The organism is Streptosporangium sp. H13245, assembly GCF_055690525.1.
On sequence record NZ_JBSZKT010000054.1, the window covers coordinates 1 to 21,220 of the forward strand.

The following is a 21,220-nucleotide window of genomic DNA, read 5'->3' on the forward strand; positions in this document are numbered from 1 at the left end:
CGATCGTCAAGTAGTAGTAGCTCCCTGACGATCACCCGAGTCCGGGCGTCCAAACCCCAGACTCACAGCACCACCAGCACGTAGCTCCACCTAGCACGTAGCTTCACCCGAAGGGGCCCGGCACACACCGGGCCCCTTCGGCCATTCCAGGACTCCATCCGCGAGCCGAAGGCCCGGGAACGGGCGCTCAGGCGGGATTGAGCTCCCCGACCCGCTCGTTCAGCTCCATCACCGGCCGCTCGGCGGCGTGGGGTTCGAGTCTCCGCCGCAGGTCGGTGACGTACGACCGGGTCCGTGCCGACTCCAGGCCCTTCGCCAGCTCCAGCGCCTCCACCGCGACGGAACAGGCCTCCTCTAGCTCCCCCGAGGCGAGCAGCCCGGCCGAGAGCAGCGACAGGTTGAACATCCGCCCGCGTACGTAGCGCCCGTCCATCTCCAGCGAGCGCCTGGCGTGCCGTACCGTGCCCGGCCCGTCGCCCAGGTCGCGGAAGCAGTGCGCGAACTTCGCCGACAGGTAGGCCTCGTCGAAGTAGGAGATCCAGTCGGGCTCGTGACCGGCCCGGCGCCGGTCGAAGGACAGCTCGGCCTCGTGGAGGGAGCTCGCGCACGCCGCGCGGTCGTCCAGTGCCGCGTGCGCGTGGGCTTCCAGCACGTGCGTCTCGGCCAGCAGGGCGAAGACCCCGGCCCGCCGGGCGGAGAGCTGGGCGGCCCTGGCCAGGTCGAGCGCGTGGGCGGGTTGTCCTATATATATGGCCTGGTGGCTCATCCCGGCGAGGATCTCGCCGCCGAGCCCGTGGTCGCCCGCCCCGCGCGCCAGGCGCAGCGCCTGGATCAGGTAGCGCTGGGCCAGGCCGTGCTGCTCCAGGTCGTAGGCCATCCATCCGGCCAGCCGGGTCAGCTCGGCGGCGGCCGACGCCAGCGCCTTGCCCGTGTTCTCGGCGTACGAGCCGTCACCGAGGAGCGGCGCGACCGCCGTGTCCAGATATTTCACGACAGCGGGCCGGACCCTCCCGCCACCGAACCTGTTGTCCAGCTCGCCGAAGGACCGGGTGACCTCCCGGATCGCCGCGATGTCGTCCATGCCGACGCGCCGGGTGCCCCGCCCCTCGGGGCGGCCTTCCAGCGGAAGGGTCAGCCAGCGCACCGCTCCGGCGGACCCGGCCCCGATCGCGAAGGTGGAGTCGAGCAAGAACCTGCGTCTCTCCACGTCCCCGCGCCACAGTGCTGTCACGGTCGAGATTCCCTCCTGCCACGTGTGGTTGAACTCCTGCCCGAGGCCGAGAGGCGTCAGGACCGCCGGCAGGCCGAGATCCTCGGGGGTCACGGCCCTGCCGAGCCGGAGCGCGAAGATCTCGGCGAGCAGCCCCGTGACCGGGTCTCTCGGCCGCTGGCCGGCGATCCAGCGCAGCACGGAACTGTGGTCGTACCGCAGACCGGACAGGCCGCGAGCCGCGCCGAGATCGTTGAGCCGGCGGGCCAGCCCCTTGTGGGTGAAGCCCGCCTCGGCGATGAGCCTCTGGAGTAGTCGGTTGGGCTCGCGTTCCATAGCTCCCCTCACCGCGAGAACCACCTGCGTGCGACAGCGCGCGACGCGGTCGTGCGCGCATCGGCCGCCTGATGCACGCCTTACGCACATAGGTAACTGAGAGTTCTTTTTATAGCACGATCCGTGACGAATATCGGGGTTTCCGGAAAACGCGGACGCCCCTCGCCGGTCGGGCGAGGGGCGTCCGCGATCGCGCGTACCCGGTGAGCGGGGGATGTGGCCGTACGGCGTGGTCACCGCCCCGCGAGAAGCGGGGACGGATCAGAGGGGGCGCTCCCAGGGGGCTCCTAGAGGCGGGCGACCCCGTCGGCGCGGGCCTGCGCGGAGACGGCGGCGATGACCGCCGGGGCGACGCGCTCGTCGAACGGGCTGGGGATCACGCAGTCGGCCGACAGGTCGTCGTCCCCGACGACCCCGGCCAGCGCCTCGGCGGCGGCGACCTTCATGTTCTCGGTGATCGTGGTGGCGCGGACGTCGAGCGCCCCGCGGAAGACGCCGGGGAAGGCCAGCACGTTGTTGATCTGGTTGGGGAAGTCGGAGCGGCCGGTCGCGACCACCCGCGCGTACTTGCGCGCGATCTCCGGCCGCACCTCGGGCGTCGGGTTGGACAGCGCGAAGACGATCGACTCCGAGGCCATCGACGCGATGGCCTCCTCCGAGACCGTCGAGCCCGACAGCCCGACGAACACGTCGGCCCCGGCCAGCGCCTGCTCGGTGGAGCCGCGCAGGCCCGCCCGGTTGCTGTCGCGCGCCAGGGCCTCCTTCACCGGGTTGAGCCCGTCGCGGCCCTCGTGGATGAGCCCCTTGGAGTCGGCCACCGCGATGTCGCCGATGCCCGCGTTGAGCAGGATCCTGCTGACCGCGATCCCGGAGGCTCCGGCACCGGCGACCACGACCCGCAGCTCTCCCAGCGAGCGGCCGGTCAGCCGCGCGGCGTTCTTCAGCGCGGCCAGCGTGACGATCGCGGTGCCGTGCTGGTCGTCGTGGAAGACGGGGATGTCCAGGAGCTCGCGGAGGCGCGACTCGACCTCGAAGCAGCGGGGCGCGCTGATGTCCTCGAGGTTGATCCCCCCGAAGGAGGGGGCGAGCCGGACGACCGTCTCGACCAGCGCGTCCACGTCGGTGCAGTCGAGGCAGATGGGCACCGCGTCGACGCCCGCGAACTGCTTGAACAGCAGGGCCTTGCCCTCCATGACCGGCATGGCGGCGGCGGGCCCGATGTCCCCGAGGCCGAGCACCGCGGTGCCGTCGGAGACGACGGCGACCACGTTGGAGATCCAGGTGTAGTCCTTGGCCAGCTCGGGCTCGTCGGCGATCGCGCTGCAGACCCTGGCCACCCCCGGCGTGTAGGCGAGTGCCAGGTCACCGGCGTCGCGGACCGGGACGGTGGAGCGGACCTCCAGCTTGCCGCCGCGGTGCAGGGCGAAGGCCGGATCCAAGTCGAGGGCTTCGAGGGCTTCGAGAGAGATGGAGGATGGCATGACAGCCACAGCGACCCCTGTAGTTCAGTCAGACAGACGGATGTTTCCTTCGGAGACGGCCGGAGGAAGCCTGTCCCGGGCTTCGGTAGCCGCTCGGGGCCTGCTCACTGAGCACGGTCGCCTGGAGGGGTACGGGGGTCACCCGTTGCTCGATTGTGCCACATGTTGAGACTGCCTCCGATGGAGGAAGTCCCGCACTTTCGCCGTCCCGGTGTTAACCTCGCCGCATCGTGTAATACTCAAAATCCATGCCGCCTCTTACATCGACGGATCCCCAGATGGACCTGACCTCCTACGCGGAGCTGGCCGTACTACTGATCAACAGCCCCGACCGGCTGACCGGCCTCGAAGGGCTGCGCCTGCTCTTGGAAGAGGGCGGCCGCTACCGGCCCGGCTGCCGAATCACCAGGAGCGACCTGGAGGCCCTGCGCGACCTGCGCGAGGAGCTGATGATCGTGTTCGAGACCGCCGAGGTGGGCGACGAGGAGGCGGTGGTCGACCGGCTCAACTCGCTGCTGATCCACCACCCGGTCCAGCCGCAGATCTCCGGCCACGACGGCGAGCGCTGGCACCTGCACCTCACCGAGGGCGGCCGGATGGCCGACCAGTACGCGGTGGGCGCGGTGATGGGCCTCGCCACCATGATCACCGATCTCGGCGTCGACCGGCTCGGCCTCTGCCAGGCGCCGCCCTGCCGCAGGGCCTACCTCGACACCTCCTCCAACCGGTCGCGCCGCTACTGCTCGGAGCGGTGCGCCAGCCGGGCCAACGTCGCCGCCTACCGGGCCCGCCAGAAGGTCGTCCAGTAAAGGCCTACCGGGCCCGCCAGAAGCCCGGCCGATAGCGCAGCACCACCCGGCCGACGATCGACGACGGCGGCAGCGCCCCGAAGTCCCAGCTGTCGCGCCGGCCGGACGCGCGCTGGTTGTCGCTCTCCAGCCACCAGCCGTCGTCCGCCTCCCACGCGGCGCGCTTGACGATGAGCACGGCGGGGTCGGACGGCAGCCGCGCGACGACCAGGTCCCCGGGCCGCACGACCGCGCCGCGCCGCACCCAGAGCCAGTCGCCCGGCCGCAGCGCGGGCAGCATCGACTCTCCCGCGACACGGACTCTCATGGAGCGCAACCCCCTCCCACGCGGGCATTCGGAGACGAGTAAGGTCGTTAACCGGACCATTCTGTACCCGGCATCAAGGAAGGACTTCCGATGCTCGCACGACTTCTGCGCCCCAAGCACGTCGCCTCGGCCCACTGCGACCTGCCCTGTGGCGTGTACGACCCGGCCCAGGCCCGCATCGAGGCCGAGTCCGTCAAGGCCATCATGGAGAAGTACGCCGGAAACGAGGACCCGGTGTTCCGCGCCCGCGCGCTCTCCATCAAGGAGGAGCGGGCCGAGCTGGTCAAGCACCACCTGTGGGTGCTGTGGACCGACTACTTCAAGCCCCCGCACCTGGAGACCTACCCGCAGCTGCACCAGCTGTTCTGGGAGGCCACCAAGCTCGCGGGCGCGGCCGGCGGCAAGGGCACGGTGGACGTCGCCAAGGCCGACGAGCTCCTCGGCAAGATCGACGACATCTCCAAGATCTTCTGGGAGACCAAGGCCGCCTAAAACCCTCACAACGATCTCGTGAGAGGGCGCCGGTATCCGGATCAGGGAAACGTCCCCTGGACACCTCCTTGATCCGGATCGGGGGTCCGCGGGGACCCGTCGCCGCCGCGGCGGTGTCCGCGCCGCGACACCCCCGTCTCGCCTGGCAGGCCGGAATCCCGGGGTGTCCGCGCCGTCCGGTGCGGGCCGGGGCGCGACGCACCGGGGCCTCCATAAGTACAGTGCCCCTTTTGCGTATCTTCAGGGGTTCTTGACGGTGGCAAATCGCCCCGATCGCGAGTCCAAGCGGGCCAACTACCGTCTCAGGGCTGTAGGTTGCAGTCAGCGACTCTGCGAGGAGGAACGTGACCGAACACACCGAGGCGCCCGCGGTCGGCATGGGCGGGATCCGTGACGTGGTGAGCGTCCGGCTGCCGGCGACGAGTGCCTATCTGTCCGTGCTGCGTACGGCGACAGCCGCACTTGCCGTACGGCTGGACTTCACGCTGGACGAGATCGAGGATCTTCGGATCGCGGTCGACGAGGCGTGTGCGATGTTGCTGACCCAGGCCGTTCCCGGCACCGATCTGACCGCCGAGTTCGAGCTCACCGGGCAGCTGATGAAAGTGCGGGTCGAGGTCAGCACGGTGGGGAACACCCCTCCGAAACGCGACGACTTCGCGTGGATGGTGCTCACCGCCCTGGCCGATGATGTGGATGCCGTAACCGACTCCCCCGACCGTATGGCGATCGTCCTCCGCAAGCGCCGAGGCGCGGCGAGGCCGGCGTGACGGAAAGGACTCGTGCCATGGCCGCCAGCGACCACGCGGTGCCCGACCGGGTGCGTGCGCGCCTGCTCTTCGCGGAACTGGTGGAGTTGACCTCCGACGACCCGCGTCGCCAGCGCATCCGCGACGAGCTCGTCGAGCTCCACCTCCCCCTCGTCGAATACCTCGCCCGCCGGTTCCGTAACCGGGGCGAGTGGCTGGACGACCTCACCCAGGTCGCGACCATCGGGCTGATCAAGTCGATCGACCGTTTCGATCTCGGCCGCGGGGTGGAGTTCTCCACCTACGCGACCCCGACGATCGTGGGCGAGATCAAACGCCACTTCCGCGACAAGGGCTGGGCGGTGCGCGTGCCGCGCCGGCTGCAGGAGCTCAAGCTCTCGCTCACCAAGGCGATCAGCGAGCTCTCCCAGCGGGAGGGGCGCGCGCCGACCGTGGCCGAGCTGGCCGCGTTCCTGAAGATGAGCGAGGAGGAGGTGCTCGAAGGGCTGGAGTCGGCCAACGCCTACTCCACGGTCTCCCTCGACGCGCCCGACTCCGGTGACGACGACGCGCCGGCGGTGGCCGACTCCCTCGGGATCGTGGACGATTCCCTGGAGGGCGTCGAGTACCGCGAGTCGCTCAAGCCCCTGCTGGAGCGGCTGCCCCCGCGGGAGAAGCGGATCCTGCTGCTGCGTTTCTTCGGCAACATGACACAGTCCCAGATCGCCACCGAGCTCGGCATCTCGCAGATGCACGTGTCCCGGTTGCTCGCCAGGACCCTCGCCCAGCTCCGCGAGGGTCTGACCGTCGACGACTAGCGAGCGGCTAGTCCTGGTCCCCGTAGAGGGCGTGCGTCGTCGGCGGGGACAGCAGCGTGACCAGTCCGACCACCGCGAGGACGATCAGCGAGACGCCGATCGCCCGCTGGTCGGACTGGATCAACGTGACCGAGACCGGGATGGCGAAGATCTGCGTCAGCACGCCCGGACTCCGCGCCCACCGCTCCGACCGGATCATTCCCCAGCCGACCCAGAGCAGGGCGGCGCCGATGATGATCCCGAAGGCGGCGACGGCGATCGAGCTCATCAGGTCCGACGGCCGGCCGATCACCGTCTCCACGCCGGCGTAGCCGCCGAGGAGCAGGGCGGTCGCGCCTTCCAGCGCCATGACGGCGGCGGCGACGGTGAGGGTCATCGGGCGGTTCGACACGCGGCCAACCCTATCGCCGGGTATGGTCGCCCGCCTCTTCGCCGCCTCCGCTCGGTTTCCGGCGGATACGCTGAGGTCATGCGCGCGATGCTCCTGGTGAATCCGAAGGCGACGACGACCAACCAGCGAACCAGGGACGTTCTCATCAGGGCGCTGAGCGCGACGATGAACCTCACCGTCGAGGAGACGGGTTACCGGGGGCACGCGACGCAGCTCTCCCGCAAGGCGCACGCCTCCGGCTACGACGTGGTGGCCGTGCTGGGTGGTGACGGCACCATCAACGAGGCGGTGAACGGGCTGCTCGACCCGGTGGACGGCAAGGCCGGTGACGAGGGCAGCTCGATCGACCGGCCCGCGCTGCTGGCGATCCCCGGCGGCAGCGCGAACGTCTTCGCGAGGGCCTTGGGCCTGCCGAACGACCCGGTCGAGGCGATGGGGGCGATCCTGGAGGCGATCCGCGACGGCCGGAGGCGGACCGTCGGGCTCGGCCAGGCGATCTGGAATGACCACAGTAGATATTTCACGTTCTGTAGTGGCCTGGGGTACGACGCCGAGGTGATCAGGGCGGTCGAGGGGATGCGGGGCACCGGCCGCAAGGCGACGCCCACCCGCTATGTGAACACCGCGTTACACCACTATCTGTCGACCGACAAGCGCCACCCGCCGATGACCGTCGAGGGCCCGGACGTGCCGAGGACCGGCGGCATCTTCATGGCCGTCGTCTCCAACACCTCCCCGTGGTCGTACATCGGCCCGCGGCCGGTCTCGCCGACCCCGTGGGCGAGCTTCGAGACCGGGCTCGATCTTCTGGGCCTCCAGCGCCTCGGCCTGCCCTCCATGCTGCAGCTGATGCCCCAGATCATCGGTGACCGCGACACCCTGCCGACGGGCCGCCACCTGGTGCAACTCCACGACGAGAAGGAGTTCACCCTGAGTGCCGGGCGTCCCGTGGCCTTCCAGCTGGACGGTGACTACTTGGGGGAGGTCGAGCGGATAACGTTCCGTTCTATCCCCGACGCGTTACAGGTCTTGGTCTAATCGGTTACGTACGGGCGTGTGTGACGCATCCGACATCCATTTCAGGCAAAACGTTCTCCCAAACCTCTTGCGTGTACTAAGCGTGGCTGACAATCTCAGGATTGACGTCGGAACGTAGGACCTTTGAGCGGCCACCTCGCTCCCAGGCCACCGACGATCAAGTGGATGACCCCCGACCCGCACCACGGACCGGGGATTCGTTCGCGCTGGTTAGTGAAACTCTTCACAAAGTGAGCCGCTGGAGCCGACGCAAGGGGCTCCTCATACGAAGGAGTGGACGCATGGACTGGCGCCACCGAGCTGCCTGCCGTGACGTGGACCCCGAGCTGTTCTTCCCGATCGGCAACACCGGCCCCGCCCTGATGCAGATCGAGGAAGCCAAGCAGGTCTGCAGCACGTGCAGCATCAGTGAAGCATGCCTGAAGTGGGCGTTGGAATCCGGGCAGGACGCCGGTGTCTGGGGCGGCCTGAGCGAGGACGAGCGACGCGCGCTCAAGCGCCGTACGGCCCGCGCCCGCACCCGCGCGAGCGTCTGACCTCCCCCGCCCGCGACGACGCCGCCGACACCGCCGAAGCCGGTGGCTCCGGCGAGGGCCTGACCTGACGCGTTTCCCTTCCCCCGCTCAGACCGCGGGGAGGGGGATGCTCAGGCTCACCTCGGTCCCGCCGCCCTGGCGCGGCTCGATGGCCAGCCGCCCGGACAGCTCGCCCACCACCAGGGTCCGGACGATCTGCAGGCCGAGACTGGTGGCCTGGTCGAGGTCGAAGTCCTCGGGCAGCCCGCTGCCGTCGTCGGACACGATCACGTCCAGCCGTTCGGCCCCGCGTGACACGATCACCTGGAGCTTGCCCTGGCGCTGCGCCAGCCCGTGCTGGACCGCGTTCTGCAGCAGCTCGGTGAGCACCATCGCCAGCGGCGTCGCGATCTCCGAGCGCAGCACCCCGAACGTCCCGACGCGGCGCGGCACGACCTGCGTCTCCGGGGCCGCGACCTCTCCCGTCATCGCGATCACCCGGTCGGCGATGTCGTCGAAGTCGACCTGCTCCTCGGGCGTGTGGGAGAGCGTCTCGTGCACGATCGCGATCGACCCCACCCTGCGTACCGCCTCCTCCAGCGCCTCCCTGCCCTCCGGCAGCTGCATCCGCCTGGCCTGGAGCCGCAGCAGCGCGGCCACCGTCTGCAGGTTGTTCTTCACCCGGTGGTGGATCTCCTTGATGGTGGCGTCCTTGGTCATCAGCTCCCGCTCGCGGCGCCGCAGCTCGGTCACGTCCCTGATGAGCACCAGCGCGCCGATCCTCCCGCCGCCGACGACCAGCGGGATCGCCCGCAGCTGGACGACCGTGCCCCCCGACTCCACCTCCGTCTCCCTGGGCTCCCGCCCGCTCGCGACGAGCATCAGGTTCTCGTTGATGGGCTCGTCGGAGTAACAGAGCGTGGCGGTCGTACGGCCCAGCTCCGCGCCGACCAGGTCGGCGTTGAGGCCGAGCCGCCGGTAGGCCGACAGCGCGTTCGGCGAGGCGTAGGTGACGCGGCCCGCCCGGTCGAGCCGGAGCAGCCCGTCGCCCACCCTCGGCGAGCGGACCAGGATCGGCTCGGCGCCGGAGAACGGGAAGCGGCCCTCGGCCACCATCTGGGCCAGGTCGGAGGCGCTCTGCAGGTAGGTCAGCTCCAGCCTGGAGGGGGTACGCGCGGAGGACAGGTTCGTCGAGCGCTGGATGACGCCCAGGAAGTGGTCGGCCCGCCGCACCGGGATGGTCTCCTCGCGGACCGGCACCCCGCTCGACCAGTCGGGGTCGCCCTCGCGGCAGATGCGCCGCTCGTTCCAGGCGGTCTCCAGGAGCGGCCGCTCCCCCTTGGACGCCGTCATGCCCACGATGTCGTCGTGGTAGACCGTCGGGCCCGTGGTGGGCCTCATCTGCGCGATCGCGATCCAGCCGGTGCCCTCCTTCAGCGGGATCCACAGGATCAGGTCCGCGAAGGAGAGGTCGGCGAGGAGCTGCCAGTCGGACACCAGCGAGTGCATCCACTCAAGGTCCGCATTGTCGAGCGCGGTGTGACGAACCGCCAGGTCGCTTAGAGTCGGCACCCGTGCATCATGCGTTCTTTGCAGGCCCGAACGCGAATCGGGTGAGTCCGGCTGGAAAGATGCGCCTATGGAGCACACCCCCGACCCGCTGGCCCGGTTCCGCACGGCGGCGGCCACGAGGGAGGCGGCAGGACTGCGGCGGGTCCTGCGCGCCCGCACCCCCGACGACGACGGCCTGATCGACCTGGCCTCCAACGACTATCTCGGCCTGGCCAGGGACGAGCGCCTGGTCGAGGCGGCCGTGGCGGCCACGCGGGCCTGGGGCACCGGCTCCACGGGCTCTCGCCTGGTCACCGGCTCCACGGCCCTCCACGCGCGCCTGGAGACGCGTCTGCGCGCCTTCACCGGCGCGGAGGGCGCCCTGGTGTTCTCCTCCGGCTACCTGGCCAACCTGGCCGCCGTCGCCGCCCTGGGCAGGGACGCGCTGGTGGTCTCCGAGGCGGGCAACCACGCGTCGATCGTGGACGCCTGCCGGTTGTCGCGCTCCCGGGTCGTGGTCACTCCACACAAGGATGTGGTGGCCGTGGAGAAGGCGCTGGCCGACCGGGACGAGGAGCACGCGATCGTGGTCACCGACGCGATCTTCTCCGTGGACGGCGACCTGGCACCGCTCACGGAACTGCACGCGGCGGCGGTGCGGCAGGGCGCGCTGCTGGTCGTCGACGAGGCGCACTCGATCGGGGTCGTCGGCGCCCGCGGGCAGGGCGCGGTGCACGCCGCGGGGCTCGCGTCCGAGCCGGGCGTTGTGAGAACGATCACACTGTCCAAGTCCCTGGGGTCGCAGGGCGGGGCCGTGCTGGGCGCGCCCGAGGTGATCCAGACCCTTGTCGACACGGGCCGCTCGTTCATCTTCGACACCGGGCTGGCACCGGGCAGCGTGGCGGCGGCACTCGCCGCCGTCGATATCCTTCACCATCAGCCCGAACTGCCCGGAATCGTGCGGGCCAGGGCGAGGGAGCTGGCCGCGACGGCCCGCGACCTCGGCCTGGAGACCGGCGATCCGGCGGGTGCGGTCGTCCCCATCGTGCTCGGCCCACCCGAGATCGCGCTTCGGGCCGCCCTCATCTGTGCGGAACACGGGGTGCGCGCCGGATGCTTCCGGCCGCCCTCGGTGCCGGTCGGCCGCTCTTGCCTGCGGTTGACGGCACGGGCCAATCTGAGTTCCGATGATCTAGCGGTGATCCGGGGTGCACTCACCGCCGTGGCCGAGATGAAGGTGACCATGTGAGCGACGACTCCCCGCGGATCCCGAAATACTACGACGTCAAGCGCAGCCTGCTCACCCTCACCAAGAGCCTGCCCGCGGGCAGCGCCCTGCCCCCGGAACGGGCCCTCGCGGTCCGCTTCGAGACGTCGCGCACGACCGTGCGCCAGGCCCTGTCCGAGCTCGTGGTCGAGGGCCGCCTGGTGCGCATCCAGGGCAAGGGGACGTTCGTCGCGCAGCCCAAGGTCGCCCAGGTCCTCCAGCTGACCTCCTACACCGGGGACCTGCGGACCGTCGGCCTCGAACCCGACACCAAGATCCTCGACATCAGCTACGTCACCGCCGACGAGCCGCTCGCCCGCCGCCTGGCCATCAACGCCGGTGGCCGCGTGCTGCGCATCCACCGGCTGCGCCTGGCCAACGGCGAGCCGATGTCGATCGACACCACCCATCTCTCCGCCCGGCGCTTCCCCCGGCTCAGACGAGAGCTGGAGGTGCACTCCTCGCTGTACGAGACGCTGTACAACGCCTACAGCGTACGGCTGACCGACGCCGAGGAGATCATAGAGACCGTGCTCGCCACCCCGTACGACGCGCAGGTGCTCAGTGTCGACGTCGGCCTGCCGATGCTCCTGCTCACCCGGCACGCCTTCGACGCGGACGGCAACCCGGTCGAGTGGGCCCAGTCCCTGTACCGGGGAGACCGCTACAAGTTCGTCACCCGCCTGCACCGCCCCTGACGCGTCGCCCGCGCCGCCTAAGGTGGGACGGGTGAGCATTCTCGTGGTCACCGGGACCGACACCGGGGTGGGAAAGACGGTCGTCACCGCGGCGGTGGCCTCGCTCGCCAGGGAGCGGGGCTCCTCGGTGGCGGTGGTCAAACCCGCGCAGACCGGGGTGTCCGGCGCCGATCCCGGCGACGTGGACGACGTCATCCGGCTGTCCGGGGTACGGACGACCTTCGAGCTGGCCAGATACCCCGCCGCGCTGTCCCCGGCCGCGGCGGCACGCCTGTCCGGCCTGCCGCCGCTCTCCGTCGCGCGGGCGGCGGCCAGGATCGAGGAGCTGGCCTCCTCGCACCGGCTGGTGATCGTCGAGGGGGCGGGCGGGCTGCTCGTCCGCTTCGACGAGGAGGGGGCGACCCTGGCCGACCTGGCCCGCGCGCTCTCGGCACCGGTCCTCCTGGTGGCCAGGGCCGGGCTGGGCACGCTCAACCACACCGCGCTGACGCTGGAGGCGATGGCCCACCGGGGGCTGGAGCCCGCCGGGGTGGTGATCGGCTCCTGGCCGGCCGAGCCCGGCCCCGCCGAGCGGAGCAACGTGGCCGACCTGGAGATGCTGGCCGCGCGCCCGCTGGCGGGCGCCCTCCCCGAGGGAGCCGGTCTGCTGGGGCGCGACGCCTTCGCCCGCGCGGCCCGCGCGGGGCTGGGCCCGGCGCTGGGCGGCGGCTTCGACCCCGCTTCCTTCCGCGCCACCCTTAGGCTTTCCCCGTAGCCGAGCCGCGGCTCTTCTCCACGCTGGAGGTATTGGATGAGCGACATCCTCGAGACAGCCCGGACGCAGGTGCTGGAGGAGGGCCGCGGTCTCGACGCCGCGCAGGCGCTGCGCTGCCTGGAGCTGCCCGACGACCGCCTGGCCGAGCTGCTGGCCCTCGCCCACGAGGTACGGATGAAGTGGTGCGGCCCGGAGGTGGAGGTCGAGGGCATCGTCTCCCTCAAGACCGGCGGCTGCCCGGAGGACTGCCACTTCTGCTCGCAGTCGGGGCAGTTCTCCTCCCCGGTCCGCGCCGTCTGGCTGGACATCCCCTCGCTGGTCGAGGCCGCCAGGGAGACCGCGGCGACGGGAGCCACCGAGTTCTGCATCGTGGCCGCCGTACGAGGTCCCGACCGGCGGCTGATGGACCAGGTCCGCCAAGGAGTGAAGGCGATCCGCGAGGCGGTCGACATCAACGTGGCCTGCTCGCTCGGCATGCTCACCCAGGCCCAGGTCGACGAGCTGGCCGAGATGGGCGTGCACCGCTACAACCACAACCTGGAGACCGCGAGGTCGCACTTCGGGAAGGTCGTCACCACCCACACCTGGGAGGAGCGCTGGGACACCTGCCTGATGGTGCGCGAGGCCGGGATGGAACTGTGCTGCGGCGGCATCGTGGGCATGGGCGAGACCCGGGAGCAGCGGGCCGAGTTCGCCGGCCAGCTCGGCGAGCTGGCGCCCGACGAGGTCCCGCTGAACTTCCTCAACCCGCGTCCCGGCACCCCCTTCGAGTCCTTCCCGCTGCTGGAGGGGCCGGAGGCGCTCCGGACGATCGCCACCTTCAGGCTCGCGCTGCCCCGCACGATCCTGCGCTACGCGGGTGGCCGCGAGCTGACCCTGGGCGACCTGGGCACCCGTGACGGCATGCTCGGCGGCATCAACGCGATCATCGTGGGCAACTACCTGACCACCCTGGGCCGTACGGCCGAGGCCGACCTCGGCCTGCTGGCAGACCTCAAGATGCCCATCAAGGCGCTCTCCGACACCCTCTGAGCCCCGCGCGAAGGCTCCTCGCGAGCGACGCGGGGAGCCCCGCGAACCGGATGTCACCCCGGCGGATCCGCGCTCCGCCCGTACGGCCTCCGAGGGCCCGCCACCAGGCGTTGCACCGCCCATTTCCGGATAGATGCGATATGCGTCAGCGGCATTAGGCGAAGGGAACTGGGCAGGGTGAACAATCCCTGTCCGGCTAAGTGACTGACTGGTAGGTTGCGCGATATGGAGTCTCCCAAGCACGCAGGTGACATCGCGGTCGCCGTCTCCAAGGCATACGGCATCGAGACCATGTTCACCCTGTCCGGCGGGCACGTCTTCCCGCTCTACGACGGCGCGGTCCACGAGGGCATGCCCATCCTGGACGTCCGCCACGAGCAGAGTGCCGTCTTCGCCGCCGAGGCGACCGCGCGGCTGACGCGCAAACCCGGGCTGGCCGTGCTCACCGCGGGCCCCGGCATCACCAACGGCGTCAGCGGGGTGGCCACCGCGCACTTCAACGGGTCCCCCGTCGTGGTCATGGGAGGCCGTGCCCCGCAGTCGCGCTGGGGGTCGGGCGCGCTGCAGGAGATCGACCACCCGCCGCTGTTCGCCCCCATCACCAAGCTGGCCTTCACCGGCTCCGGCGCCGACTCCATCGCGCAGGACGTGGAGATGGCCTTCCGCACGGCCCTCGCCCCGCACCGCGGCCCCGTCTTCCTCGACTTCCACATGGACCACCTCTTCTCGGCGGCGCCCCCGCTCGAGGAGACCCCCGAGACGCTGACCCCGTCGCCGCTGGAGCCCGACCCCGAGGCGCTGGCCGCGATCGCCCAGCTGATCGCCGAGGCCCAGCACCCGGTGCTGGTGCTCGGCTCCGACGTGTGGATGGACCGAGCCGAGGAGGTCGCCAGGAGCTTCGTCGAGGAGTACCGCCTGCCGGTCATCCCCAACGGCCAGGGGCGCGGCATCCTGCCCGCCGGTCACGAGCTGCTGGTCACCCGGGCCAGGGGGATGGCGTTCTCGCAGGCCGACCTGGTGATCGTGGCGGGCGCCCCGATCGACTTCCGCCTCGGCTACGGCTGGTTCGGCGGCAAGGACGGCGCCCCGCTCGCCAAGGTCGTGCACCTGGCCGACGCGCCGTCGCAGCTGACCACGCACATGGATCCCGCGGCCGTCGCCGCCGGAGACCTCTCGCTGCTCTTCTGGAGCCTCGGCGCGGCCTGCGCCAACGCGGGCGTCTCCCCCAAGACCTACGCGCCCTGGGTGGCGCAGCTGTCCGAGGCCGCCTCGGCCGCGATCGCCGCCGACGCCGGGCTGCTGGAGTCGGCGTCCGACCCGATCCACCCGATGCGGATCTACGGCGAGCTGGCCAAGGTCCTCGCCGACGACGCCGTGGTGATCGGCGACGGCGGCGACTTCGTCTCGTACGCGGGCAAGTACGTCGAGCCCCGGCAGCCGGGAAACTGGCTCGACCCGGGCCCGTACGGCTGCCTGGGCACCGGGCTGGGTTACGCCATCGCCGCCAGGATCGCCCGTCCCTCCTCGCAGGTGGTGCTGCTGCTCGGCGACGGCGCGGCCGGCTTCTCGCTGATGGACGTCGACACTCTCGTGCGGCACCGCCTGCCCGTCGTGATGATCTGCGGCAACAACGGCATGTGGGGCCTGGAGAAGCACCCCATGCAGATGCTCTACGGCTACGACGTGGCCGCCGAGCTGCAGCCGCAGTGCCGCTACGACCAGGTGGTCACCGCGCTCGGCGGCGGCGGCGAGCTCGTCACCGACCCGTCGGAGATCGGCCCGGCCCTGCGCCGCGCGTTCGACTCCGGCGTCCCCTACATGGTCAACATCGCCACCGACCCCTCGGTGGCCTACCCCCGGCACACCACGGGCATCTAGGAGAGCGCCACCGGGCTCGCGCACGAGGACCGGAAGGTCCGTCGGCGCGAGCCGGTCGTCACCGCGAGAAGGCTAGGGCTTGCCGGTAGCCGTCGGCGTCGGGGTGGGCGTCGGCGGGCAGTCGACGGTGGCGGCGATGATCTCCACCGGCTTGGACGGGTCCCACAGCGTGCCCCCGTCCGGGCGGGACTCGACCACCTCGGTGCAGTCGCCGGGTTGGACGTCGGCGCTGTAGGTGCGCTTCACCTTGAAACCCGCCTGCTTGAGTGTCGACTCCGCCGCGTCCGGCTTCATGCCGACGGTGCCCGGGACGCTCTTCTTCGGCTTCGGCGTCGGGGTCGCTGTGGGGGTGGGAGTCGGTTTCGGCGTCTTCGTGACCGCCGTCGGGGTGGGAGTCGGCGACTCCTCCTTCTCGGTGACCTCCGGGGTGGGCTGGTTGTTCTGTTGCGGGCGCGTCACTCTCGGACTGGGCGACGGCGACCTGCGGTCCCGCACGGGCTTCGTCGTCTTCTTCGTCTCGCTGACGGTGGGCGTGGCCACCGGATGCAGCATGGGATCGGAACCGGCGGTGTTCTCGGAGGCCGCCATCCCGTTGATCGCCACCGCGACGAGGCCCGCGCACATCACGGCCGCGACCGCCGACGCCGCGACCAGCCCGCTCCTGCGCCGTGGCTTCTGCGCGGCGCGGCGACCTCGGCCCTGCGCGCCCGCCTCGACCGCCCCGGCGCCCACCGTCGGCGCGGTGGAGTGCTGCGCGCCCCCCTGCCAGTTACCGGTCGGAGCCTGGGCACCCTGCCAGTTACCGGTCGGGGCCTGAGCTCCCTGCCAGTTGCCCGTCTGGGCCTGAGCCCCCTGCCAGCCGGTCTGTGAGGTGGCCGATCCCTGGCCCTGCTGCCAGCCGGTCTGCCCGTGCGGGCCTCCCTGGGGGGCCTGCGCCTGCCAGCCGGTCTCCGGCGGCTCGGCCTGCTGCGCGGACGCCGACAGCGTGTCGCCGCCCTCCGCGCCGAAGGCGGCCTGCCTGGCGGCGGCGCTCATGGCCGCGGCGCTGGGGAAGCGCCGGGCCGGATCCTTGGCGAGGGAGCGCTCCACAAGTGCCCTGACCGAGGGCGGAACATCCGGCGGCAGCGGCGGCGGCGCCTCGCGGATGTGCTTGAGCGCGATCGTGACGGGCGTGTCGCCGTCGAACGGGCGATGCCCGGCCAGGCACTCGTACGCCACCACGCCCAGCGCGTAGATGTCGACGGCCGGGGTGACGGGCGCGCCCTCGGCCTGCTCGGGCGCGCAGTAGGCGGCGGTGCCGAGCACCATGCCCGCGTCCGTCAGCCGGCTGGCGGTGTCGGACCTGGCGATGCCGAAGTCGGTGAGCACGAGCGTGCCGTCCGAGCGCACCAGCAGGTTGCCCGGCTTGATGTCCCGGTGGACGATGCCCTGGTCGTGGACCGCCTGCAGTGCCGAGGCCGCCTGGGCGATGAGGTCCATCGCGGCCCCGGGGGCGATGCGTCGCAGCCGCCCGAGCAGGCGGTCGAGCGGCTCGCCGTCGACGAACTTCATCACCAGGTATGCCGTCGCCCCCGCGCCGGGCACCTCGTGAACCCCGTAGTCGTACACGTCGACGACCCCGGGGTGGTTGATCGTCGCCATCGCCCGGGCCTCACCCTGGAAGCGAACCAGGAAGCCCGGATCGTCCGTACGGCCCGGAAGCAGCACCTTCACGGCGACGGTGCGGGCCAGGACGATGTCCTCGCCCTTCCACACCTCGCCCATACCGCCGGCGCCAATGCGGGTGCTTAGGCGATACCGCCCCGCCAGCGTCGTGCCTTGGGCCACCATGACTCCCCCGTAACCCTCTCCACTCCTACCTCAGAGCTCTCCAACAAAGCGGATTCGCGTCGCGGCACCGTCACGGCGCTGTAACGAAACCCTGCATGCCGTATGGCTCACAAACGAGACGCGTGCCGTAGCATCGCACAAAACCCCGCACTTTTGGGCGTACTTGTACACCTTGCAGGCCCCTGTGTCCAAGGCCACCCGGAAGTCACACAGGAAACAGTCAGCCCGGGTGCCACGGTGTCACCCCACGATATCCGGGGCGAACTCCGTAAAACCCTACAAGGCTCTGCAAAGAACAGGTGAGCCAGGGGGAAATCGGGCGGTGTCAGCCGCTCGTGGTGCCGTGCTCGGCGCAGCGCGCGGACCAGCCGCCGGGGGTCACCTGCACCACCATCCGGCGGCGGCAGCGGGAACAGTAACGGGGCGGCTCCATCGCGCGGGCCGACAGGCACCCGGCGTGGTCGGCCTCCCCCTCAGGGCGCCCGCAGTGGTCGCAGTACGAGGTCACGAGACCAGACCCTATGCTGACGCGCATGACGCTCGCTCCCGGTCTGCAGGCCCGGCTTCTCATCATGGTGGAAAAAGAGGACACCGCGGCGAAGGTCGGCAGCGGTGACGTCCCGGTGCTGGCCACCCCCCGCGTGCTGGCCCTCGCCGAGCGGGCCACCGTCCAGGCGGTCGCGGGCGCCCTGGCGCCGGGCGAGACCTCCGTGGGCACCCGGGTCTCCCTGGAGCACCTGGCGGCCAGCCCGGTCGGCACGCACGTCGAGATCGCCGTCGAGCTCACCGAGGTCGACGGGCGCCGCCTGGTCTTCGGCTTCACCGCCCGCGACCGGGAGTCCGTCGTCGCCTCGGGAACGATCGAGCGCGTGATCGTCGACCGCGAGCGCTTCCTCGCGCGGCTCACCCGCGGCGGCACTACCGGATGACGGCGATCAGGTCGCCCTCCTGGATGACGTCGCCCTCGGCGACCTGCAACGTGGCGATCACACCGTCGTCCTCGGACAGGACCGGGATCTCCATCTTCATCGACTCAAGGATGACCAGGGTGTCGCCGTCCTCGACGCGGTCCCCCTCGGCCACCAGGACCTTCCAGACGTTCGCCACCATCTCGGCGCGGATCTCGGCCACCGGAAACTCCCATCGCTGACGTTCTTCAACTGTGCCAGAGAAAGCTGATCACGCCCGCATGTGGGACACCAGTCCCGTGTCGTGGTTTCCGCCGACGGACCCGGACCGCTCCGGCGGCCTGGCGAGGTCTAAAGGCGGTTGATCGGGGCTAGCCTGTCGATCACCCGGGCCATCGCCTCGACGACCGTCGGGTCGTACTCTCCGCCCACCCCGAGCCGGAGGCGTTCGAGGGCGGCACCCGCCCGGTCACGGTCGCTGGAACCGCCGACGAGGTCGTCGTAGGCGTTCGCCGCCTTGATGATGCGGCTGGCCATCGGGGGCGTCTCCGCGCAGGTGTCGCACTGGCGGCGGACGATCTCGGCCACCCGGTCCAGCACCCCGGTCTGCCTGATCACCTCCGCGCCCAGCTCGGCGATGCGCCGCGCCTGCTCGGGGTCGGTGAGGACCGTGGCGCCGCCGGGAATGGGATCGCGCAACGACAGCTGGCCGATGTCGTGCATGAGCGCGGCGTACTCAAGCTCAAGCAGCTCGGGCTCCGCCGTGCCGAGCTCCCGCCCGACCGCCACCGACAGGCGGCTCACCCGGCGGGAGTGGCCGGGCTCGACGTACCCGCCGACCTCGGTGACCCGCGACAGCGCCCGTACGGTCTGCAGGTAGGTGGCCCTGATCCCGGCGTACTTGCGGAAGGCGACCTGGGTGACCAGCAGCGGCGCGGCGAAGACCAGCAGCGCGGTCATGCCCATGCTGTGCGAGGCGAGCGCGAGCAGGATGCCCGAGGCGGCGACGGCGGCCCCCAGCGGCGCGGCCATCCGCAGCTCGTCGCGTACGGCCACCCTGAAGGCGGCGCGCACCTGCTCGGCCCGGAGCACGGCGGCCAGCAGCACGTCGGCCATCACCATGAGCAGGATGAGCAGGGCCATCACACCGAGCGCGGGCCACCAGCCGCTCTCCCCCCCGCTGGCCACCTCGAACAGCGGCCCGGCCAGCGGCCGGTAGGCCAGCGCGAGCAGGGCGCCGGTGAAGAGCCTGCGCGCCATCCCGTCCAGCTGGGGCGGGCGGCCCACCGCGAGGTGCGGCAGCGCCCCCGCCACCATGCCGGCCGACAGCACCGCGACGACCTGCAGCGCCGAGTGCCGCGCGGGCACACCCCCCATGTCCAGCAGGAGCGTGTAGCCGAGCGCGGCCGCCGCGCCGATCGGCGCCACCTCCCTGTTACCGGGCATGGTGAGCCTGGCCAGCTCCCCGATCGCGATCAGCGCGCCGAAGGCGACGGCGATCCGGGGGTCGAGCAGGCCGGTCGCGGCCGTGTGGGCCACCCCCGCCACCGCCAGGAGTCCCGCCGCGCAGATCAGCAGGAGCTGACCCGAGTCGAGCGTCTGGAAAACCCGGTTGGTGCCGGAGCCGTTCATCGCTCGGACACCACCTGGATGGGCACGGTCGGGTCGTCGTGGTCCTTCGCGGTGGTCTCCGTCACGTCGACCGGGGACGTGACGACCGTACGCGGCGGCTCCCAGCCGTCACGGTCGACGGCCTTGACGAACGCGACCACCATCACCGGGTCGAACTGGGTGCCGGCGCCCTTGCGCAGCTCGGTCATCGCCACCTCGCGCGAGCGGGCGTTGCGATAGGAGCGGTCGGAGGTCATCGAGTCGAAGGCGTCGGCCACCGCGATGATCCTGGCGAACTCCGGGATCTCGTCGCCCGCCAGCCCCATCGGGTAGCCCTTGCCGTCCTGCCGCTCGTGGTGGTGCATGATCCCGGCGAACGCCTCGTCCAGGAAGTCGATGCCGCGCACGATCTCCAGCCCGCGCATCGGATGGAGCTGGATGGCCGCGAACTCCTCCTCGCTGAGCGGGCCGTCCTTCTGCAGCACCTTGGTCGGCACGCCAAGCTTGCCCACGTCGTGGAGCATCCCGGCGTAGCGGATCGCGCGCAGCCGCTCGGACCCCATGCCGATCTCCTCGGCGATCATGCCCGCGGCCAGGGAGACACGGGTGCAGTGGCCGCGCGTGTAGTAGTCCTTGGTCTCCACGGCCTGGCAGAGCGCGGCGATCGTCGCGTCGTAGGAGCGCTGTTGCGCGAGGTACTGGCCGAAGGCCCAGCGGGCCACGAAGAGCGGGAGCAGCACGAGCACCGCGGAGATCGAGTTGACCGTGGCCCACAGCCCGGCGATCAGCAGGCCGAAGGTGGCGTAGCCGAAGTAGGAGACCATGAACTGGACCACGCCCCGCAGCGGCACCTGGTCGGCCTGGCCGGTGAGCTTCAGCACGATCGCGATCAGGACGAAGTTGAGGGGCACGAAGACGGCCGCCGCGCCCGCGAACGGCACGATGATGTCGTCGAACCCGGCGATGGTCGGCACCCCGGACCTGCCGCCGAGCCACACGTAGACCCGGCCGGCGACGTAGCCGCAGATGGCGAACTGGGCGCTGTTGAACAGCCGCTTCACCAGCGGCAGGCCCGGCCGCACGCTGAACATGGCCGTCATGCCGACCAGCGCCGCCCCCTCGGCGCCGAGCAGCACCACCGCGGCGAGCACGGCGGAGAAGCTGACCGACACCGCGGCCTGCCGGACGTGCAGCAGGGTGGGCACCGACTCGCACACCAGGAACAGCAGGGCCAGCACCATGAGGTTGGACCAGTCGAGCAGATCCAGCCGGCCGTCCGACACCACGCTGTATCCGAGCAGCGCGAACGCGGCTCCGATGACAAGGATCAGATAGACCTTGGCAAACCACGGCAGTCCACGCAAAGCGGCCACCCTAGGGTTCCTAAAGGGCGCGTGCTCAGGTCCAGGAAATCCCAGGAAAGACCGGGGTGACCGTTTCCTTCAACATGCGCTGCCTCCACGTCGATTTCGCCCCCCAGGTTATCGAAGCGAACCTGATCAGGAGAGCGAGACGGCCAATCGCAAGCAAAGCGTAACCAAGCAA

General features: G+C 70.8%; 22 protein-coding genes. 12 read left to right on the forward strand and 10 right to left on the reverse strand.

Annotation, left to right across the window (positions count from 1 at the left end; genetic code table 11):
- Positions 1 to 187: 187 nt before the first annotated feature.
- Both ACW9TB_RS37390 and ACW9TB_RS37395 read right to left on the reverse strand, forming a co-directional pair.
- Positions 188 to 1,546, reverse strand: a complete 1,359-nt coding sequence (locus ACW9TB_RS37390; protein ID WP_472752852.1) for a hypothetical protein — start codon at positions 1,544 to 1,546, stop codon at positions 188 to 190.
- Between the two features lie 287 nt (positions 1,547 to 1,833).
- A complete protein-coding gene (locus ACW9TB_RS37395) occupies positions 1,834 to 3,027 on the reverse strand; it encodes an NAD(P)-dependent malic enzyme (RefSeq protein WP_472752887.1) in 1,194 nt (397 codons plus the stop codon).
- 278 nt (positions 3,028 to 3,305) lie between these two features.
- On the opposite strand from ACW9TB_RS37395, the gene ACW9TB_RS37400 reads away from it, so the two are divergent.
- Complete coding sequence (locus ACW9TB_RS37400; protein WP_472752853.1) at positions 3,306 to 3,836, forward strand: CGNR zinc finger domain-containing protein; 531 nt, start codon at positions 3,306 to 3,308, stop codon at positions 3,834 to 3,836.
- 4 nt (positions 3,837 to 3,840) lie between these two features.
- Here ACW9TB_RS37400 and sodX read toward each other — a convergent pair whose 3' ends face one another.
- On the reverse strand, positions 3,841 to 4,143 hold the full coding sequence (gene sodX, locus ACW9TB_RS37405; protein ID WP_472752854.1) for a nickel-type superoxide dismutase maturation protease: 303 nt from the start codon (positions 4,141 to 4,143) through the stop codon (positions 3,841 to 3,843).
- Positions 4,144 to 4,233: 90 nt separating this feature from the next.
- Here sodX and sodN point away from each other — a divergent pair, with 90 nt between their 5' ends.
- The 3 genes from sodN to ACW9TB_RS37420 all read left to right on the forward strand — a co-directional run bounded on the left by sodN (position 4,234) and on the right by ACW9TB_RS37420 (position 6,202).
- A complete protein-coding gene (gene sodN / locus ACW9TB_RS37410) occupies positions 4,234 to 4,635 on the forward strand; it encodes a superoxide dismutase, Ni (RefSeq protein WP_472752855.1) in 402 nt (133 codons plus the stop codon).
- 344 nt (positions 4,636 to 4,979) lie between these two features.
- Positions 4,980 to 5,405, forward strand: coding sequence for an ATP-binding protein (locus tag ACW9TB_RS37415; RefSeq protein WP_425583460.1), 426 nt, complete (start codon positions 4,980 to 4,982; stop codon positions 5,403 to 5,405).
- A 17-nt stretch (positions 5,406 to 5,422) separates the two neighbouring features.
- Positions 5,423 to 6,202 (forward strand): RNA polymerase sigma factor SigF, encoded by a 780-nt coding sequence (locus tag ACW9TB_RS37420; protein ID WP_344893659.1) that lies wholly within the window; start codon positions 5,423 to 5,425, stop codon positions 6,200 to 6,202.
- Between the two features lie 7 nt (positions 6,203 to 6,209).
- On the opposite strand, the gene ACW9TB_RS37425 is transcribed toward ACW9TB_RS37420, so the two are convergent.
- Entirely contained in the window at positions 6,210 to 6,593 is a 384-nt protein-coding gene (locus ACW9TB_RS37425; protein WP_472752856.1) for a hypothetical protein, read from the reverse strand.
- A gap of 78 nt (positions 6,594 to 6,671) precedes the next feature.
- Here ACW9TB_RS37425 and ACW9TB_RS37430 point away from each other — a divergent pair, with 78 nt between their 5' ends.
- Both ACW9TB_RS37430 and ACW9TB_RS37435 read left to right on the forward strand, forming a co-directional pair.
- Entirely contained in the window at positions 6,672 to 7,631 is a 960-nt protein-coding gene (locus ACW9TB_RS37430; protein ID WP_472752857.1) for a diacylglycerol/lipid kinase family protein, read from the forward strand.
- A gap of 281 nt (positions 7,632 to 7,912) precedes the next feature.
- Positions 7,913 to 8,167: a WhiB family transcriptional regulator gene (locus ACW9TB_RS37435; protein ID WP_436764209.1), complete on the forward strand. Its 255-nt coding sequence runs from the start codon at positions 7,913 to 7,915 to the stop codon at positions 8,165 to 8,167.
- 87 nt (positions 8,168 to 8,254) lie between these two features.
- Here ACW9TB_RS37435 and ACW9TB_RS37440 read toward each other — a convergent pair whose 3' ends face one another.
- Positions 8,255 to 9,718, reverse strand: a complete 1,464-nt coding sequence (locus tag ACW9TB_RS37440; protein WP_472752858.1) for a sensor histidine kinase — start codon at positions 9,716 to 9,718, stop codon at positions 8,255 to 8,257.
- 67 nt (positions 9,719 to 9,785) lie between these two features.
- Between ACW9TB_RS37440 and ACW9TB_RS37445 the strand changes: the two genes are divergently transcribed.
- From ACW9TB_RS37445 to ACW9TB_RS37465, 5 genes are all read left to right on the forward strand, one after another.
- The gene (locus ACW9TB_RS37445; protein ID WP_472752859.1) at positions 9,786 to 10,946 is read left to right on the forward strand and encodes an 8-amino-7-oxononanoate synthase; all 1,161 of its coding nucleotides are present in this window, start codon (positions 9,786 to 9,788) and stop codon (positions 10,944 to 10,946) included.
- Positions 10,943 to 11,662 carry a GntR family transcriptional regulator gene (locus ACW9TB_RS37450; protein WP_472752860.1) on the forward strand — a complete coding sequence of 240 codons (720 nt, stop codon included), beginning with the start codon at positions 10,943 to 10,945 and terminating at the stop codon, positions 11,660 to 11,662. The genes ACW9TB_RS37445 and ACW9TB_RS37450 overlap by 4 nt, the downstream gene beginning before the upstream one ends.
- A 31-nt stretch (positions 11,663 to 11,693) precedes the next feature.
- Positions 11,694 to 12,416, forward strand: a complete 723-nt coding sequence (bioD, locus tag ACW9TB_RS37455) for a dethiobiotin synthase (protein WP_472752861.1) — start codon at positions 11,694 to 11,696, stop codon at positions 12,414 to 12,416.
- Positions 12,417 to 12,452: 36 nt separating this feature from the next.
- Complete coding sequence (gene bioB, locus ACW9TB_RS37460; RefSeq protein WP_472752862.1) at positions 12,453 to 13,448, forward strand: biotin synthase BioB; 996 nt, start codon at positions 12,453 to 12,455, stop codon at positions 13,446 to 13,448.
- 225 nt (positions 13,449 to 13,673) lie between these two features.
- Positions 13,674 to 15,326 (forward strand): acetolactate synthase, encoded by a 1,653-nt coding sequence (locus ACW9TB_RS37465; RefSeq protein WP_472752863.1) that lies wholly within the window; start codon positions 13,674 to 13,676, stop codon positions 15,324 to 15,326.
- A gap of 72 nt (positions 15,327 to 15,398) precedes the next feature.
- Here the strand turns inward: ACW9TB_RS37465 and ACW9TB_RS37470 are convergent, their stop codons facing one another.
- Together ACW9TB_RS37470 and bsaP are read right to left on the reverse strand one after the other, a co-directional pair.
- On the reverse strand, positions 15,399 to 17,156 hold the full coding sequence (locus ACW9TB_RS37470) for a serine/threonine-protein kinase (RefSeq protein ID WP_472752864.1): 1,758 nt from the start codon (positions 17,154 to 17,156) through the stop codon (positions 15,399 to 15,401).
- A gap of 325 nt (positions 17,157 to 17,481) precedes the next feature.
- A complete protein-coding gene (gene bsaP, locus ACW9TB_RS37475; RefSeq protein WP_472752865.1) occupies positions 17,482 to 17,691 on the reverse strand; it encodes a biotin synthase auxiliary protein BsaP in 210 nt (69 codons plus the stop codon).
- Between bsaP and ACW9TB_RS37480 the strand changes: the two genes are divergently transcribed.
- Positions 17,690 to 18,085: a thioesterase family protein gene (locus tag ACW9TB_RS37480; RefSeq protein ID WP_472752866.1), complete on the forward strand. Its 396-nt coding sequence runs from the start codon at positions 17,690 to 17,692 to the stop codon at positions 18,083 to 18,085. The two genes, bsaP and ACW9TB_RS37480, sit on opposite strands and share 2 nt — an antisense overlap.
- Here the strand turns inward: ACW9TB_RS37480 and ACW9TB_RS37485 are convergent.
- From ACW9TB_RS37485 to ACW9TB_RS37495, 3 genes are all read right to left on the reverse strand, one after another.
- On the reverse strand, positions 18,075 to 18,287 hold the full coding sequence (locus ACW9TB_RS37485) for a biotin/lipoyl-binding carrier protein (protein ID WP_472752867.1): 213 nt from the start codon (positions 18,285 to 18,287) through the stop codon (positions 18,075 to 18,077). The two genes, ACW9TB_RS37480 and ACW9TB_RS37485, sit on opposite strands and share 11 nt — an antisense overlap.
- Positions 18,288 to 18,415: 128 nt before the next feature.
- Positions 18,416 to 19,696 (reverse strand): HD-GYP domain-containing protein, encoded by a 1,281-nt coding sequence (locus tag ACW9TB_RS37490; protein WP_472752868.1) that lies wholly within the window; start codon positions 19,694 to 19,696, stop codon positions 18,416 to 18,418.
- Complete coding sequence (locus tag ACW9TB_RS37495; protein ID WP_472752869.1) at positions 19,693 to 21,048, reverse strand: HD-GYP domain-containing protein; 1,356 nt, start codon at positions 21,046 to 21,048, stop codon at positions 19,693 to 19,695. The genes ACW9TB_RS37490 and ACW9TB_RS37495 overlap by 4 nt, the downstream gene beginning before the upstream one ends.
- Positions 21,049 to 21,220 lie beyond the last annotated feature (172 nt).

Coding starts and splice junctions, on each gene's coding strand:
- ACW9TB_RS37390 (WP_472752852.1), bottom strand. CDS start 1,546: ATGGAACGCGAGCCCAACCGACTACTCCAGAGGCTCATCGCCGAGGCG.
- ACW9TB_RS37395 (WP_472752887.1), bottom strand. CDS start 3,027: ATGCCATCCTCCATCTCTCTCGAAGCCCTCGAAGCCCTCGACTTGGAT.
- ACW9TB_RS37400 (WP_472752853.1), top strand. CDS start 3,306: ATGGACCTGACCTCCTACGCGGAGCTGGCCGTACTACTGATCAACAGC.
- sodX (WP_472752854.1), bottom strand. CDS start 4,143: ATGAGAGTCCGTGTCGCGGGAGAGTCGATGCTGCCCGCGCTGCGGCCG.
- sodN (WP_472752855.1), top strand. CDS start 4,234: ATGCTCGCACGACTTCTGCGCCCCAAGCACGTCGCCTCGGCCCACTGC.
- ACW9TB_RS37420 (WP_344893659.1), top strand. CDS start 5,423: ATGGCCGCCAGCGACCACGCGGTGCCCGACCGGGTGCGTGCGCGCCTG.
- ACW9TB_RS37430 (WP_472752857.1), top strand. CDS start 6,672: ATGCGCGCGATGCTCCTGGTGAATCCGAAGGCGACGACGACCAACCAG.
- ACW9TB_RS37435 (WP_436764209.1), top strand. CDS start 7,913: ATGGACTGGCGCCACCGAGCTGCCTGCCGTGACGTGGACCCCGAGCTG.
- ACW9TB_RS37445 (WP_472752859.1), top strand. CDS start 9,786: ATGGAGCACACCCCCGACCCGCTGGCCCGGTTCCGCACGGCGGCGGCC.
- bioB (WP_472752862.1), top strand. CDS start 12,453: ATGAGCGACATCCTCGAGACAGCCCGGACGCAGGTGCTGGAGGAGGGC.
- ACW9TB_RS37465 (WP_472752863.1), top strand. CDS start 13,674: ATGGAGTCTCCCAAGCACGCAGGTGACATCGCGGTCGCCGTCTCCAAG.
- ACW9TB_RS37470 (WP_472752864.1), bottom strand. CDS start 17,156: ATGGTGGCCCAAGGCACGACGCTGGCGGGGCGGTATCGCCTAAGCACC.
- ACW9TB_RS37480 (WP_472752866.1), top strand. CDS start 17,690: ATGACGCTCGCTCCCGGTCTGCAGGCCCGGCTTCTCATCATGGTGGAA.
- bsaP (WP_472752865.1), bottom strand. CDS start 17,691: ATGCGCGTCAGCATAGGGTCTGGTCTCGTGACCTCGTACTGCGACCAC.
- ACW9TB_RS37490 (WP_472752868.1), bottom strand. CDS start 19,696: ATGAACGGCTCCGGCACCAACCGGGTTTTCCAGACGCTCGACTCGGGT.